Origin of the sequence: Aliihoeflea aestuarii (assembly GCF_024105665.1) — a bacterium.
In the GTDB taxonomy this organism is placed as follows: Bacteria; Pseudomonadota; Alphaproteobacteria; order Rhizobiales; family Rhizobiaceae; genus Aliihoeflea; species Aliihoeflea aestuarii.
In genome coordinates this window covers 74055-88895 of sequence record NZ_JAAAMK010000008.1, presented here as the reverse complement: position 1 = coordinate 88895, position 14841 = coordinate 74055, and the positions used below count along the sequence as shown (strand labels likewise).

Sequence of the window (14841 nt, the reverse complement as noted above, 5' to 3'; positions counted from 1 at the left end):
GGCCGACGTCGTCAGTTCATTGTCGAGGGCAGCCACAGCACCAGCACGGGAAATGCAGTGAGCAACGCGATCACCAGCAAATGCGCCAGAACATGCGGAAACGTCCCGCGAAAGATTTCGCCCAAGGGTCGCCGGGTATATCGGGCCACCACAAAGACATTCATGCCCAGCGGCGGAGTGACCATGCCGACCTCGGCCGTCACCACGACGATCACCCCGAACCAGATCGGGTCGAAGCCCAGCGACAGGACCAGCGGCAAAAGCACCGGCACCGTCAGGATGAGGATGGCGATCTGGTCCATGAAGGCACCCAGAAAGACGTAGATGATCAGGATCACCACCATCACCCCCATCGGCGAAATACCAAGGCCGCCGATCCATTGGGTCAAATCGTTGGTCACCCGCGTGAGGGTGAAGAAATAGCCAAAGATATGCGCGCCGAGGATCACGAAAAGGATCATGCAGGTGGTCTGCGCCGCCCGTCTCAGGCAACCCCAGGCTTGGCTGAATCCCAGTTTGCGCTCGTGCAGCGCCAGCAGCATCGCGCCGAAGGCGCCGATCCCCGATGCCTCGGTCGGCGTGGCAATGCCCGAGTAGATCGTGCCGGTGACGGCCAGGAACAGCAGCAGCATTGGCCCGACACGCGACAGCGACGCAAATTTATCGCGAAAGCTGTAAGGCTGGCCGGCAGGCGCGACCGAGGGATCAATCCGCACCAGAACCGCGACCGTGGCCATGATGGTCAGAGCGACCAGAATCCCCGGTATCACCCCCGCCACCAGCAGCTGTCCGACCGAGACATCGGCAATGATCCCATAGAGAATCAGCGCCACAGATGGCGGAATCAACATCGCCAGTGTGCCCGAAATCGCCACGACGCCGCTGGCCAGCTTGGGGTCGTAGCCTTCGTCGATCATCGCCGGGATCGAAGTGGATGCCAGCGTTGCCGCCGCTGCCGTGCTCGACCCCGAGATCGCGCCAAAGCCCGCCCCGGCTACCGCGGTAGCCATGGCCAGGCCGCCGCGGAGACGGCCGACCCAAATGGTTGCAGCGCGAAAGAGATCTTGCGCCACGCCCGAGATGATCACGAATTCGGCCATCAGGATGAACATCGGGATGGTGATGATTTCGTAGGAATTCGCGGTACTTAGGGGTGCAGTCTTCAGGATGCCGCCCAGTACCGCCATGCCGCCGAACAGATAGAGCCCTACAGACCCCGAAATCGCCATTGCCAAGGCCACCGGCAGCCCGATCACAAGCAGCCCGGCCAGAAGCGCAATTACCAGAGCCACCGTCACAGGACGTCCTCCCCTTGGAGCGCGGTGGTCTCGGGCGGGGGCGGCATTTCAACCAGATCGTGGCGCGAGAAGATGGAAAACGCGTGCCCGACCACCCGGTAGATCAGGCGCAGCGTCAGCAGCGCGGTGCCAATCAGGACGACCAGATAGGCCGGCCAGGTCAGCCATGGGACCAGCGCGGCGATCCGGTCCTGCCCGGCATAGGCGCTCTGGAAGCGGCCCCAGGCCTCGAACGCGATCAGCGCCATGACAACTGCCCCTGCAGCATAGCCCACCGCCTGCCCCAGATGGCGAACCCGTCGCGGAAGTATGTTTTGGAACAGATCGATTGCCACGTGCCCGTGATGATGGAGTGTGTCGGGCAGCATCAGGAAGAATACCGTGACCACAAGGTAGAGACCGATCAGGTCGTAGGACCAGCCCAGTGGCATCGAAAGCGCGTAGCGCATCGCAACATCCACGACCACGATCAGCATGATCACCGCCAGTGCGACACAGGCCAGCGCCGCAAACCCGGTCTCTAGCACGGCCAGCCCCCGCGAAACGGCCAACAGGCCGCGCGCGCCCCCCCTTTTCTTCGGCGGTTCCATTGCGGCCACCCCCCCCCTTTTTTTTGGCGCTATTTCGGGCCATTTCCATCGGCGATTTCCACGCCGGAAACGAGCCGCCTTAGCCTCATTGTGGCGCCAAACTTAGCAAGGCCCCCTTGCATGTCAACGCTCCCCGTGCAAAAAAACTAGCAATACAGTCTTTTAGTCTTTTGTAGCGTGCGGTCGGTGCAGCCGATCCGGTGCCGGGGGGGGGAATCATGTTTCAAATGCTCGACGGGGTGCGCGTGGTAGAGCTGGGCCATATTCTCCTGGCCCCCTACGCCACCCAGTTCCTGGGCGATTTCGGCGCTGATGTGATCAAGGTCGAAGCGCCGGAAGGCGACTATTATCGGCGCCTCGGCGCCTCGCGCGTGCCGGGTATGACCGCTCAGTGGATGGCGGTGAACCGGAACAAACGCAGCATTGCGCTTGATCTCAAATCCCCCGAAGGGCGTGCGGCGCTGCTGGAGATGCTGAGTCAGGCGGACATCGTGGTTCACAATATGCGAGTGCCTGCGATCGAGCGGCTGGGTCTTGGATATGACGCCGTGCGGGAGGTCAATCCGCGCATCGTCTACTGCGCCGCGATCGGGTTCGGGCAGGACGGGCCCTATGCCGACTTGCCCGCCTTCGATGACCTGATTCAGGCCCGGTCGGGTCTGGCCGAGGCCAACGGGCGCAACGCAGGTGCCCCCGCCTTTGTGCCGATGGTGGCCGCCGACAAGATCACCGGGCTGGCGCTGGGTCAGGCGATGCTGGCCGGCCTGTTCCGGCAGCGCACCACCGGCGAAGGGTGCTACATCGAAACGCCGATGTTCGAAACGATGATATCGGTGATGTTGAGCCAGCATTTCAACGGGGCGGCCTTCCGGCCTCCGGAAGGCGGGTTCGGCTATGCGCGGGTCATGAGTCCATTCCGCAAACCAGCGCAAACCAGCGACGGTTTCATCGCGCACGGGATCTACAAATTCGATCAATGGCAGCGGTTTCTGCGTGCTGTGGGTCGCGACGACGTGGCCGACGGCCCCATGATGACCGACGCGGCGACCGCACAGCGGCATTTTCCCGAACTCTATGAACTTGTTGTAACGCATATCCTGCCGCAGCGGACCACCGCAGAGTGGCAGGCGCTGTTCGATGCCCTCGATATTCCCAATGCCCCAGTGATGGCGATGGAGGACCTGCCCGACGATCCGCATGTCCGCGCCGTTGGCCTGATAGAAGATTATGACCATCCCCAGCAGGGGCCGATGCGCCGGGTCCGAAGCCCTTATACGATGCGCGGCGTCGAGATGGGCCCCGATCTTCCGGCACCTGCCCTTGGCGCACAGGGCACGGCGATCCTGGAAGAGTTCGGCTTCTCACCGGAAAGGGTTGCTCAACTGATAAAGGCCGGTGTCGTTGTGCAACCCGAGCAGGACTCGTCGGTAAACGACGGTCTGACAGGAGCGGTGCCTCGGTCCGGCGACCAGCCTTGAGCGGCACCCGGACCACCGGCGTCGGCCACTGTCCCCGCCCGGAGGAAGGCTCGGCCAGGGAACTGCTTCGGCAGCGTGACGGCATCCCCTTGTATCTCAAGCTCGCAAGCCTATTTCGCGAAAAGATTCGCTGCGGCGATTGGCCCATACACAGCCAGTTGCCAACCCTTCCGGCCCTGCGCGACGAATACGGCCTGGCGCGCGAAACCGTCCGCCAGGCTCTTGGGGTTCTGCGCAATGAGGGCATGATCGACAGCACGCGCGGACTGGGCACCTTCGTGACTGCGGCGGCCGAGGAGAGCGAGCCACGTGCGCCCGCCTACGATCCGCTGACGCTCGGGGCACAGGTGCGTATAGATATATTGTCGCGTGCGCCCTGTAAGGAGCTTCCCGATCTTGGCCGCGACCTGACGGGGATGGAAACGCCGCTGGTTCATGTGCGCAAGCGCCATCACGCCGGGCAGCAGCCGTATTCGCTGGTCGATCTGTGGCTGCCGCAACGCTATTTCGAGATGCTGCCCGAGGGCGCTGACGAAACGCAGCTATATTCGCAACTGCTGCGCGACCACACCGGCATGACGGATCTGTCGGGCGACCAGATCATCACCATCGTTCGGGCCGACATCGCCACCGCGCACCTGTTGGGCATCACCCTCAGCGAGCCGGTGGCCCATGTGGTCTCGCGCTTGTTCGATCCCGAAGGCCGCCCGGTCATGGCTCACCTCGTGCAGATCCGCAGCGACGTCTTTTCCGCCGAGCGCCAGTTCGGCAATCTCGCCACAGGAGATCCCGGCTCCTGGCGCCCGCATATGGCGGAACCCGCCCCGCCCGAGCATTCGGGCGAACCACACCCACGTCAGAAGAAGGAGTGATCGCATGGATTTCGATCTCACCGAAGAGCAACGGGCCATCCGCGACGCGGTGGCCAGGATCTGCTCGCGTTTCGACGATGCCTACTGGCTGGAACGCGAACGAACCGGGACCTTCCCCGAAGATTTTGCGGCCGAGATCGCAAAGGGCGGTTTCTATGGCGTCACGATGGAAGAGCAGTATGGCGGATCGGGCCTGGGTATCACAGAGGCATCGCTGGTCATGCAGGAGATCGGGCGTTACGGCGCGGCGGCCAGTTCCGCGGTGCATATCAATATCTTTGGGCTGCAACCGGTGGTCGGCTTCGGCACCGACGAACAGAAGGCTCGAATGCTGCCGCCTCTGATCCGCGGAGAGCACCGCTCCTGCTTCGGCGTAACCGAACCGGACGCCGGCCTTGATACCACGCATATCTCGACCTTTGCGCGCCGACGCGAAGACGGTGGGTATGTGGTCAACGGGCGCAAGGTCTGGACCTCGACCGCACAGCGCGCAGATCACATCCTGCTGGTGACCCGGACCACGCCCATCGAGGACTGCGAGCGACCGACCGACGGCATGTCAGTGTTCTACACCGATTTCGACCGCAGCAAGATCGACGTGCATGAAATTGCCAAGATGGGCCGCAAGGCGGTCGACTCCAACGCTATCTTCATTGATGGGCTGGAGGTGCCCGAAGAGGACCGCATCGGCGCGGAAGGTGAGGGTTTCAAGGTCCTGCTCCACGGGCTGAATGCCGAGCGGATCATTGTCGCCGCGGCTGCGGTCGGGTTTGGGATGTACGTACTGGAAAAGGCGGCCGCCTATGCGCGCGAACGCGTCGTCTTCGACCGTCCAATCGGCCAGAACCAGGCGATCCAGCATCCGCTGGCCTCGGTGTGGATGCGCCTTCAGGCGGCGGAACTGATGACCTACAAAGCCGCCACGCTTTACGATCAGGGCAAGCCCTGCGGGCTGGAGGCCAATACCGCGCGCAACCTCGCCGGCTCGGCGGCCTACGAAGCGGCATTCCGCGCGGTGCGCACCCACGGCGGCTTTGGCTTCGCGCAGGAATACCACGTCGAGCGTTACTTTCGCGAAAGCGTACTGAACTTCATCGCGCCGGTCAGCGAGGAGTTGATCCTCTCCTACGTGGCCGAGAAGGCATTGGGGATGCCCAAGTCCTACTGACTCTTCGCCCGTATCGCGATCACTCCGGGTCGTGCCCACCCTCGACGCTGACGAGCGCCGACGGTGGGGCGGCCAAGGCCCTTTTCAGAACGCGTTAAGCCCGGTCAGGTTGCGCCCGATGACCAGTTTTTGGATTTCGGTGGTGCCATCGGGAATCGGCATGACCTTTGCATTGCGGAAGTGCCGTTCAACGGGGAACTCTTTGGTGATGCCGTTGCCGCCGTGGATCTGCACCGCTTTGCCGGCGATTTCGACGGCCATTTCGGTTGCATACCATTTCGCCATCGAGGTCTGGGTGTCACAGCGCACGCCCAGGTCCAGAAGTTGCAGCCCGCGCTGGCACAACAGGCGCGCGGCATCCAGGTGCGTGGCCATGTCGGCCAGGTAGCCTTGAATCAACTGGTGCCCGCCGATCGGCTTACCATGTTGTTGGCGATCCTGCGCATATTTGACGGCACATTCCAACGCCGCCTGCGCTATGCCAATGCTCGTCAGGCCGACAAACACGCGAGCGCTCTCAAACAGTTTCAATGTCTGGAACAGGCCGCCGCCTGCATTACCCAGAACATGGTCAGCGCTGGTTTCGGCACGGTCGAAAAACAATTCGCAGGTCGATGCACCGACAAGCCCCAGCTTGCGCAATTCGCGGCTCTCGTAGTTGCCGGTATCGCGGTCGACGATGACCATGGAAATACCGTCGTCCAGATTGCAGACAACGATGGCGAAATCCGACTGGGCCCCATTGGAAATCCAGAGCTTCTGGCCAGTGACGAAAATCTTATCGCCCTCGCGGTCCGCACGTGTCTTGACCTCGCGTACGTTCGAACCGACCTCTGGTTCGGAAATACAGGTGGCACAGATCCGTTCGCTGCGCAGGAGCGGCTTCAGATAGGCCTCTTTCTGCGCCACATTTCCCAAGAGGTTGACCGCGAACACGGCATGACCCTGAATCAGCACCGCGATTGCCAGATCGGCCCATATCCGGGCCAGTTCCTCGTATAGGATGCCATAGGTCATGCGGTCGATTCCGGCACCGCCGTCCTCTTCGGGGATCAGGCCGCTGATCAGCCCGAATTCCTCGACCTTGGCGAACAGGGACTTCAGGGTTTTCGCATCGGGGGGGTGGCCGAGGTTCTCGTATTTCTCGGCCAGCGGCGCGAACTCTGCCTCGGCCATCTTGCGGAAGTTTTCCAGCAACATGCGTTGCTCATCTGTATAGATTGCCTGAGCGGCGGCGATCACGTTTTCCATGGTTCGTCTCCTTGTTTCAACGGCCCAGAATGGTGACGCAGGCGGCCGCTTCTTCTACCCCGTGCAACCCCCCGCCGTTTTCGGCGATGGCGTTCTTTGCCCCTTCGACCTGACGCGCGCCAGCTTCGCCGCGTAGTTGCGTGACCAGTTCGAAAACCTGCCCTATCCCTGTGGCACCGACCGGGTGGCCCTTGGATTCCAACCCGCCCGAGGGGTTCACCGGAATGCGTCCACCGATCTTTGTCTCGCCGCGCAGACTGGCGGGACCGCCCTCGCCGAATTCGACAAATCCGAGGTTCTCGATCTGGATCACTTCGCCCACGGCCGTGGCGTCATGCACTTCGGCCACCGATATATCCTCGGGGCCGATCCCGGCCTGTTCATAGGCCTCAAGCGCGGCAAGCCGGGTCAGGTGGTTCTTGTAATCTTCCGGCGGACGATCGGTGCCCGAGCGCAGGATCGCGGCCTTGACCTTGATCGCGCGCGCGGGATCTAGGCCCAGACGTTTTATCCCCTCGCCGGTGCATAAAACGGCCGCAGCGGCCCCGTCCGAGATCGGGGCGCACATCGGCAGGGTCAGCGGATAGGTGATCGGCGGCGCGGCCAATACCCGATCGACGCTCATGGCTTCTCGGTATTGCGCCAGTGGATTATGCACGGAATGCGCATGGTTCTTGGCGGCGACGGCGGCGAACTGTTCCTGAGTTGTGCCAAAGGTCTTCATGTGCAGCCGGGCGAAGCCTGCGTAGACATCCATGAACACGCTGTAGGGCTTGGGCGATTTCGATCCTTCGGGTTCCTCGACCCCTGCACCCAGATCGGCCAGCCGTTGCGCGACCTCTTCGCTGTTGCTGACGTCCCAGCCGCTGTCGAAGGCCGAAAACATCAACGCACGGTCGTCAGAATACATCTTTTCGGCGCCCACGGCGAGACAGCAGTCGCCATTGCCGGCCTTGAGGAAATCGACTGCCAGTTTGAACCCGGTCGAGGCGCTGGCGCAGGCGTTTTCGACATTCACCACCGGAATGCCCTGAATGCCCATTTCACGCAGCGCGATTTCGCCGCGGATCATGTGCTGGCCCTCCATGTGGCCCTGCACCGCGTTCGAGAAGAATGCGCCGTCGATACGATCTGCCGTCACTCGGGCATCGGAAAGCGCGGCGGCGACGGCCTCGCCGGTCATGTCCTTGATGGTTTTGTCCCGGAACTTTCCGAACGGCGTCATCCCGATGCCAACGATGTAAATGTCCTGCATCGTTTGTCCTCCTGACCTAGTATCCGCGAAACTGCGGTTTTCGTTTTTCATTGAACGCCGACAGACCCTCGTGCATGTCCCAGGATCGCATGTGCGCGCGCAGGTTCAGCATCTCTTCGGAAAGCGCGGCGGTTTCGTCCACGTCCAGCGACCGATTGGAAACCGTCTTCATGCGGCGTAAGACCGCCGGGCTTTTTTCTGCCAGCCTGTCGGTAAAGGCCTGCACCGCTTGTCGCAGGTCTTCGTCCGCGACGACCTTGTTCACCAGTCCCCAGTCCATCATGTCCCGTGCCGAAACGTTCTCGCCCGAGAACAGCAGGTATTTCGCGCGGTTCAGGCCAATCCTACGCGGCAGGATCGCCGCACCGCCGGCCCCGGGAAAGACGCCAAAGTTGGAATGTGCGTCGCCCAGTTGCGCGCTTTCGGCGGCAAAGACCAGATCGCAGGCCATCACCATTTCCAAACCGCCCGCCATCGCCAGCCCGTTCACTGCGGCGATCACCGGTTTCGGGCCATGTCGCATAAGCCCAAACGTGTGATCGACAAGATCCAGAAGATCCGGCTCGCCTGGTGCATGTTTGGCGCCAGCAACTTCTTTCAGATCGGCACCGGCGCAGAATGCCCGGCCAGAGCCGGTCAGGACAATTGTACGCACCCCATCGTCGGCCAGCGCCGATTCCAGTGCTGCCGCCATCTCGCGCAGCATCTGCGTTGACATTGCGTTGAGCTGTTCGGTGCGCTGGAAGGTAATCCATTCAGTTTTTGCGACCCGCTCAACGAATAGCGTCTGCTTTGCCTCACTCATGCTAAGCTCCTGATAATTATACATATTATTGGTTTTTCGCCTTGTCTTTTGCGGCGATTTACGCTGCACTCGGGCGGACCCGCACGTGGAAAACAAAAGAACTGGAGATTGATATGAGCACTGCACCCCTGGCCGGCCTGAAAATCCTCAGCCTTGCCGAACAGTTTCCCGGTCCCTATGCCACAATGCTGTTGTCCGACATGGGAGCCGAGGTGATCATGATTGAACGCCCGGGCATCGGTGATCCGGCCCGGCAATTTCCGCCCTTGTTCCGGGCACTGAACCGAGGCAAGCGCAGCGTTGCGTTGGATCTGAAATCGGCCGAGGGGCTGGCACGGTTTCGCGAACTGGCCAAGGAATCGGATGTCATCGTCGAAGGGTTCCGCCCTGGCAAGCTTGCGGCCTTGGGTGCCGGTTTCGAGGACATGCGTAGTGTCAACTCGCGGCTGGTTTATGTATCGATTTCGGGTTACGGGCAGGACGGCCCCTATCGTGACAGGGCTGGCCATGACCTGAGCTATGAAGGGGTTGGCGGTTTGCTGGCCGATCAGGCCGATGCAAAGCAGCCCGGCCCTGTGCCGCCGATCCCCCTTGCGGATGTTGGCGCGGCGTTGTTCGCGGCGATCGCAATCCTGTCGGCGGTGGTGTCGAGCCAGCGCACAGGGCAGGGGCGTTACGTGGACGTGTCCATGTCGGATGCGGTGGTTTCGATGTTGACCGCATTCCTCGTTCCCGCCGCCAATGGAACACCGCTGGGCGAATTTATCGCCGAGCCGGGCTATGGCGTGTTCACCTGCAAAGACGGCAAGCTCTTGACCTTGTCCATCGCGCATGAGGACTGGTTCTGGAAACCGTTCTGCGATGTGATCGACAGGGCGGATCTTGCGCCGTTGACAGGCCGCGACCGTGTCGCCCGCAAGGCCGCGCTGCGCGAAGAAATCGCGGCGATTCTGGTTGGCAAGACGCGCGCCGAATGGGGCGACCTTCTGGATAAGGCGGGGGTGCCATGGGGTCCGGTCAATTCCCTGGTCGAAACGTTGGACGACCCCCATGTGCGTGCGCGCCAGCTGCTGCGCAAGATTACGCATGACGGCGGCAAGGCCGAGACTTTTATTGTCCAGCCGTTGAAATTTGATGGCTTCGAAACCGCAACACCGAATCTGCCCCCTGAACTCGGGGCAGATAATGACAGCGTTTTTTCGGACGACGCCACCTAGAGGCGGCGGTTGGTCGATGTCTACTCTAGCAGGCAAACGAATACCCACCATTCACTGGATAGGTCTGTCCGGTGATCCAGCTGGCAGCATCCGAGCAGAGGAACAGGATCATTCCGGCGGGGTCTTCCGGCTCGCCCAGACGGCGGATCACGTATTGCGACAATGCCCGCTTCTCGGTCTTTGCATCCGGGATCAGGTCGGCGACAGCCGGAGTTCTTGTGCCCCCCAAGGCGACGCAATTCGCGGTGATCCCGAACCGGCCGCCGGCCTTTGCAATTGCCCGCATGAAGCCGGCCGCACCGGCCTTGGCCCCGGAATAAACCGCCAGATGCGGTTCACCGACACGGCCGGCGTCGGAAATGACGGTCACAATGCGCCCATAGCCACTGTTAACCATCAACGGCATGGCGTGACGGGTGCAGTTCAGCACCCCATCGAAATTGGTGGCCATCCAGCGGCGCCATTCATCGGGATCGGATTCCCAAAAAGGGACCAGATCGTCGAGCCGCGATGTCGGCCCGGCGTTGCCCGCATTGTTGACCAGAATATCCACGCCGCCAAATGTGGTCTGCGTTTCGGCAAACGCCGCGCCAACCGCGTCGAAATCCGAGACGTCGAAGGCGAGCGGCAGAGCCTTTGCACCCGCTGCCTCCACTTCCGCGGCAACGCTTTCGGCCCGTTCGGCGTGAAAATCGTTGACAACGATGGCACCGGCTCCGTGTTCCGCCAGATAAAGCGCGACTTGCCGACCAACGCCTTGCCCCGCTCCGGTTACAAATGCGGTACGACCTTTGATGGAAAGCAGGTTACTCATCTTCGCTCCTTTCTATCCCAGCCATCTCTTCCGGCGGCGATAGTGTTTGATATCTCGATAGCTTTTGCGCTCGCCCGATGCGGTTACGCCGAGATAGAATTCCTTGATGTCCTCGTTGTCAGCGAGCTTGTCGGCAGGGCCGTCCATCACGATCCGGCCGTTCTCCATCACATAGGCATAGTCGGCGATCGATAGCGCCGCGGCGCTGTTTTGTTCGACCAGGAAGAAGGTCGTGCCTTCTGACTTGAGCTGCTTGAGCACTTCATAAACATCCCGGACCATCATCGGGGCCAATCCCAACGACGGTTCGTCGATCGCGATGATCTTGGGGCTGGCCATCATGGCCCGGCCGATCAGCAGCAGTTGTTGTTCGCCACCAGACATGAAGCCAGAGGTGCGGTTGCGCAGGTCCGCAAGCCGGGGCATCAAGGTGTAAACATGGTCCAGGCGCTTTTTCAGCTCGGCGGAGTTGGGCACCATGTGCCCGCCGACGATCAGGTTTTGCTCTGACGTCAGATGCCGCAAAACGCGCCGCCCTTCCATCACATGGATGAGACCGTTCTTCACGACTTCCGAGGCTTCCATGTTCTGAATGGGAGTTCCGTCCAGAACGATGGACCCCGCCGAAACGGTTCCATCCTCGGATTTGAGCGTTCCCGAGATGGCTTTAAGCGTCGTGCTTTTTCCTGCGCCATTGCCACCGAGCAGAGCAACACATTGTCCCGCACGGACTGTCATGGACACGCCTTTGAGCGCCAGGATGACGTCGGAATATGTCACCTCTACGTTGTTGAGTTCCAGCATGGTCATATTGCCCGGGGCTAAGGATCAGAACGGGCGCCGCGACTGCGGCGCCCGGATTAATTCACCATTTCTCAACTTGCGGAACGTCGACACCCGTTGCCGCGGTGGTGATTTTCCCATCTTTGACGGTGCCCACATTCACTTTGAGGCCTTCCAATGGGAACGGTGCTTCTGGCGTAAAGGACAAGGTCGGCAGGAACCCATGGGTTTCTTCGGTGGTGATCGGTTTGGCAAAAAGCGCCTCACGTACCATCTCTCCGGTCAGGCCCTCGGCGCCGTTCGCCTCGATCGCGTGATCGATCACGGTCACGGTATAGAGACCCTGAGATACGCCCATTGCGGTCACGACGTTCCAAGGTGCTTCGAGTCCGTAATCGGCAACCAATGTCTCGTAGAATTGTCGCGCGGGAGTGTCCTCATCGGCCGCAATCACCATGCCGTAGGCTTCAAAGTCCCCCTCCATTTGCTCAAGCCCGCCAAGCGCGCTACCCGAGGCTGGAAGCCCGTTATGCGAACTCATCATGATCGGGATGTTCGCCCCGTTGGCCTGCAGCCCACGTTTCGCGGCAACCACGATAGAGGTGTTCGTTTGGATTACCAGCACCTCGGCCCCGGCTCGTACAACGCGGCGCATTTGCCCCGTCAGATCGGTGGGTTGAACTTCGGTATAGATGACCTCGACGAGGTCGATCTCCTCGGGGTGCTCTTCGGCATAGAGTTCAATGCCCTTTGCCATGTCGACATAGGCAGGCGATGCTTCTGAGGCGAGGATCGCAACCTTGAGCGGTTCGTCTCCGCCGCGCTGTTCACGCATCCAGTTCAGAAAGCCGACACTTTCGTGCGAATAGGTCGGGCGTGGGTTGAAAATCCAGGCATCCGGTTGCCAGGCAAAACCGTAGGCCGCTGTGGCCATGAACATCGGGATTTTGTCTTCCGGCAGGCGTTCGGAAAGGGCCGCGACGTCGGGCCCGCCGAGGCCGACAACCGCAATCGGGTCCAGTTCCGATTTGATCCCGGGCCAGAGACTTGCCACCTGTGCCGCGTCATAGCGGGTTTCGTAGTTTTTGTAGTTCAGCGTGACGCCAAGTTCCTTGCCGCGGGTTTCATTCCACCAGGTGAACACAGCCTCACGTCCGCCGGCCAGAATGGGCATGATGTCAGCATAAGGGCCGGAAAAGTCCGACAGCAGGGCCAGATTATAGGTCTCTTCGGCCTGCGCCTTCAAAGGCATGGTCGCCGCGGCCGCCAAGGCAGCCGCAGCCAGAAAGCCGCGAAGACCTCGATTCGATTGGTAAGTCATATTCTTCCTCCCAGGTTTAGAGCCGCTCTATTTCTCAGTAAGGAAACGGCCAGATACGGTATGACGACTTCAGGATGTTCCAGCGGTGCATCAGCCCCTTGGGTTCGAGGATCATAAACAATGCGATCACGCCGCCAAGAACGACATTCATGCCAGCGAACACGATGTCACCGCCAAGGAATGATACCGAGTCGGCGATATTGGGGCCGACCGTCGCGATAATTTCCTGGATGATGCGGATAATGAAGACGCCGATCAGGGCCCCCACGATTGAACCCATCCCGCCGACGATGATCATCGCGACGAAGAAGATCGAGTGAAACAGGGTGAACTGGTCTACCCCCACGAAGCGGATCAGATAGGCCCAAAGCGCCCCGCCGACGCCCGCATAGAAAGCGCCGATCAGGAAGGCATTTGCCTTTGTGGCCGCGACATTGATCCCCATTATACCCGCGGCCACGTCATCATCCCTGACCGCCACGAAGGCACGGCCGAAGCGTGACCGAACGATCCCGAACGCGCCCGCCACCATGATCGCGGTGACCGCGAAATTCAGATAGAACTGCGAAGATTCGCTGACAAATCGCAGCCCGAAAAGCTCGGCCGGGGGCACGGTGATACCGTTCGATCCACCCAGCCAGGTAGACGGCAGGTTCAATACGGCAAAGTGGAACAGGAACTGAGCTGCAATCGTGGTCAGTGCCAGATAGAACCCCTTGATCCGCGCCGCGGTCAAGCCAAAGAGAAAGCCGAACAGCGCAGCCGAGAGCCCGGCCAGAGGAATGGTCAGCAGAAACGTAAGGCCGGTCTTCGAGGCCAGTATCGAGGCCGTATAGGCCCCGACCCCCATGAAAGCCGCCTGACCCAGGTTGATCTGGCCCGCATAGCCGGTGCAGATCTGAAGCCCGACGGCGATGACGGCGCTGATCATCATCATATTCAGGATAGCGATGATACGGCTGCTCACCAGGTAAGGCGCCAACAGCAGTAGAGCCATGAATACGACGAGGGCCAGAAACTGCCAGCGCGTTCGGATCAAACGTCTGTCACTGCGATAGCTTGTCGGGAATACGCCGGAAGGGTCCATGGATTACACCCGTTCAATTGTGCGCCAGCCGAACAGGCCGGTCGGTCGGATCAGCAGAATGGCAAGCATGATGATATAGGGGACAACGCTGCCCAGTGACCCTCCGATCAGCGGGTCAAGATAGTTGGTTGTCAGGCTCTGGACGATGCCGATAATCACGCCCGCAAGGATCAGCCCGCCGATGGATTCCAGCCCGGCAAACAGCGCCACCGGCAGGGCCGCGAACCCGATATCCGAGGCCAGGAAGGTCAGCGATTTGCCGCTGAGAAAGATCATCGCACCAATTGTGGACAGGATTGCCCCGAGAACCCAGGCAAAGGCAATCGAGCCTTTCACCGAAATGCCCATCGAGGAGGCCACGACGTGGTCTTCCGCCACGGCGGTCATCCGCAGGCCGGACCGGGTCCGGTTGAAGAACCACGACAGGCCGACGGCGGCGACAATGGTGATGATCCCGCCTATCAGGAGGTTCATCGGGATCAACATGTCGCCGAGGAACAAGGGTTTCAGCGGGAAAATGATCGGGAAGGGCCGCACGGCGGGACCGAACACAAGCAGCACCAGACCGCGCAGCAGGATCAGAAGACCGACGGTGACCATGACCATCGAGAAAACCGATTCACCGATCAGCTTTGTCAGGAAAATCCGTTCGATTGCGTACCCGACCAGCCCGGCCAGAACCAGCGAAAGGGGTATCGACAACCAAAGGCTAAGCCCCGCTTGCATCGTTGTGAACCAGACGATGAACCCGCCGATGATCACAAGCTCGCCCTGCGCGAAGTTGAACACCTTGCTGGCGCGATAAATCACAACAAAGCCCATGGCCACCAGCGAATACAGAAGGCCGATCAAAGCCCCGGTAATGATGTCATTGATGAAATAGACCATTGTCGCCGACCTCC

14 protein-coding genes are annotated in these 14841 nt (G+C 60.8%); 4 read left to right on the top strand and 10 right to left on the bottom strand.

The features are described from left to right. Nucleotides 1–11: 11 nt before the first annotated feature. Nucleotides 12–1298 carry a TRAP transporter large permease gene (locus GTW25_RS15515; RefSeq protein WP_027264380.1) on the bottom strand — a complete coding sequence of 429 codons (1287 nt, stop codon included), beginning with the start codon at nucleotides 1296–1298 and terminating at the stop codon, nucleotides 12–14. Continuing rightward, nucleotides 1295–1888, bottom strand: a complete 594-nt coding sequence (locus GTW25_RS15510; RefSeq protein ID WP_083545805.1) for a TRAP transporter small permease — start codon at nucleotides 1886–1888, stop codon at nucleotides 1295–1297. Before GTW25_RS15510 ends, GTW25_RS15515 begins: the two co-directional genes overlap by 4 nt. Before the next feature lie 218 nt (nucleotides 1889–2106). Here GTW25_RS15510 and GTW25_RS15505 point away from each other — a divergent pair, with 218 nt between their 5' ends. The 3 genes from GTW25_RS15505 to GTW25_RS15495 are packed head-to-tail and all read left to right on the top strand — an operon-like array spanning nucleotide 2107 to nucleotide 5406. Then, complete coding sequence (locus GTW25_RS15505) at nucleotides 2107–3366, top strand: CaiB/BaiF CoA transferase family protein (RefSeq protein WP_071974357.1); 1260 nt, start codon at nucleotides 2107–2109, stop codon at nucleotides 3364–3366. Beyond that, entirely contained in the window at nucleotides 3363–4238 is an 876-nt protein-coding gene (locus tag GTW25_RS15500) for a GntR family transcriptional regulator (RefSeq protein ID WP_027264381.1), read from the top strand. The genes GTW25_RS15505 and GTW25_RS15500 overlap by 4 nt, the downstream gene beginning before the upstream one ends. Nucleotides 4239–4242: 4 nt before the next feature. Continuing rightward, nucleotides 4243–5406, top strand: a complete 1164-nt coding sequence (locus GTW25_RS15495) for an acyl-CoA dehydrogenase family protein (RefSeq protein ID WP_027264382.1) — start codon at nucleotides 4243–4245, stop codon at nucleotides 5404–5406. Between the two features lie 84 nt (nucleotides 5407–5490). Here GTW25_RS15495 and GTW25_RS15490 read toward each other — a convergent pair whose 3' ends face one another. From GTW25_RS15490 to GTW25_RS15480, 3 genes are read right to left on the bottom strand one after another with little or no spacing between them, the layout of a single operon-like run. Then, nucleotides 5491–6657, bottom strand: a complete 1167-nt coding sequence (locus GTW25_RS15490) for an acyl-CoA dehydrogenase family protein (RefSeq protein WP_036051588.1) — start codon at nucleotides 6655–6657, stop codon at nucleotides 5491–5493. 16 nt (nucleotides 6658–6673) lie between these two features. After that, entirely contained in the window at nucleotides 6674–7912 is a 1239-nt protein-coding gene (locus GTW25_RS15485) for a thiolase family protein (RefSeq protein ID WP_027264384.1), read from the bottom strand. Between the two features lie 16 nt (nucleotides 7913–7928). Next, a complete protein-coding gene (locus GTW25_RS15480; protein ID WP_027264385.1) occupies nucleotides 7929–8717 on the bottom strand; it encodes an enoyl-CoA hydratase/isomerase family protein in 789 nt (262 codons plus the stop codon). A gap of 113 nt (nucleotides 8718–8830) precedes the next feature. Between GTW25_RS15480 and GTW25_RS15475 the strand changes: the two genes are divergently transcribed. Further along, nucleotides 8831–9934: a CaiB/BaiF CoA transferase family protein gene (locus tag GTW25_RS15475; protein ID WP_036051655.1), complete on the top strand. Its 1104-nt coding sequence runs from the start codon at nucleotides 8831–8833 to the stop codon at nucleotides 9932–9934. A 25-nt stretch (nucleotides 9935–9959) separates the two neighbouring features. Here the strand turns inward: GTW25_RS15475 and GTW25_RS15470 are convergent, their stop codons facing one another. The 5 genes from GTW25_RS15470 to GTW25_RS15450 all read right to left on the bottom strand — a co-directional run bounded on the left by GTW25_RS15470 (nucleotide 9960) and on the right by GTW25_RS15450 (nucleotide 14827). Then, nucleotides 9960–10748: an SDR family NAD(P)-dependent oxidoreductase gene (locus GTW25_RS15470; RefSeq protein WP_252913138.1), complete on the bottom strand. Its 789-nt coding sequence runs from the start codon at nucleotides 10746–10748 to the stop codon at nucleotides 9960–9962. 12 nt (nucleotides 10749–10760) lie between these two features. Then, nucleotides 10761–11552 carry an ABC transporter ATP-binding protein gene (locus GTW25_RS15465; RefSeq protein WP_027264388.1) on the bottom strand — a complete coding sequence of 264 codons (792 nt, stop codon included), beginning with the start codon at nucleotides 11550–11552 and terminating at the stop codon, nucleotides 10761–10763. 61 nt (nucleotides 11553–11613) lie between these two features. After that, nucleotides 11614–12852 carry an ABC transporter substrate-binding protein gene (locus tag GTW25_RS15460; RefSeq protein WP_252913137.1) on the bottom strand — a complete coding sequence of 413 codons (1239 nt, stop codon included), beginning with the start codon at nucleotides 12850–12852 and terminating at the stop codon, nucleotides 11614–11616. Between the two features lie 34 nt (nucleotides 12853–12886). After that, the gene (locus tag GTW25_RS15455; RefSeq protein WP_027264390.1) at nucleotides 12887–13939 is read right to left on the bottom strand and encodes a branched-chain amino acid ABC transporter permease; all 1053 of its coding nucleotides are present in this window, start codon (nucleotides 13937–13939) and stop codon (nucleotides 12887–12889) included. 3 nt (nucleotides 13940–13942) lie between these two features. Beyond that, a complete protein-coding gene (locus tag GTW25_RS15450; RefSeq protein ID WP_027264391.1) occupies nucleotides 13943–14827 on the bottom strand; it encodes a branched-chain amino acid ABC transporter permease in 885 nt (294 codons plus the stop codon). Nucleotides 14828–14841: the final 14 nt, after the last annotated feature.

What these genes read in the sequence shown, in the direction of transcription:
- GTW25_RS15510 (WP_083545805.1), bottom strand. Translation starts at nt 1,888, where the DNA reads ATGGAACCGCCGAAGAAAAGGGGGGGCGCGCGCGGCCTGTTGGCCGTT.
- GTW25_RS15505 (WP_071974357.1), top strand. Translation starts at nt 2,107, where the DNA reads ATGTTTCAAATGCTCGACGGGGTGCGCGTGGTAGAGCTGGGCCATATT.
- GTW25_RS15495 (WP_027264382.1), top strand. Translation starts at nt 4,243, where the DNA reads ATGGATTTCGATCTCACCGAAGAGCAACGGGCCATCCGCGACGCGGTG.
- GTW25_RS15490 (WP_036051588.1), bottom strand. Translation starts at nt 6,657, where the DNA reads ATGGAAAACGTGATCGCCGCCGCTCAGGCAATCTATACAGATGAGCAA.
- GTW25_RS15485 (WP_027264384.1), bottom strand. Translation starts at nt 7,912, where the DNA reads ATGCAGGACATTTACATCGTTGGCATCGGGATGACGCCGTTCGGAAAG.
- GTW25_RS15480 (WP_027264385.1), bottom strand. Translation starts at nt 8,717, where the DNA reads ATGAGTGAGGCAAAGCAGACGCTATTCGTTGAGCGGGTCGCAAAAACT.
- GTW25_RS15475 (WP_036051655.1), top strand. Translation starts at nt 8,831, where the DNA reads ATGAGCACTGCACCCCTGGCCGGCCTGAAAATCCTCAGCCTTGCCGAA.
- GTW25_RS15470 (WP_252913138.1), bottom strand. Translation starts at nt 10,748, where the DNA reads ATGAGTAACCTGCTTTCCATCAAAGGTCGTACCGCATTTGTAACCGGA.
- GTW25_RS15465 (WP_027264388.1), bottom strand. Translation starts at nt 11,552, where the DNA reads ATGCTGGAACTCAACAACGTAGAGGTGACATATTCCGACGTCATCCTG.
- GTW25_RS15460 (WP_252913137.1), bottom strand. Translation starts at nt 12,852, where the DNA reads ATGACTTACCAATCGAATCGAGGTCTTCGCGGCTTTCTGGCTGCGGCT.
- GTW25_RS15455 (WP_027264390.1), bottom strand. Translation starts at nt 13,939, where the DNA reads ATGGACCCTTCCGGCGTATTCCCGACAAGCTATCGCAGTGACAGACGT.
- GTW25_RS15450 (WP_027264391.1), bottom strand. Translation starts at nt 14,827, where the DNA reads ATGGTCTATTTCATCAATGACATCATTACCGGGGCTTTGATCGGCCTT.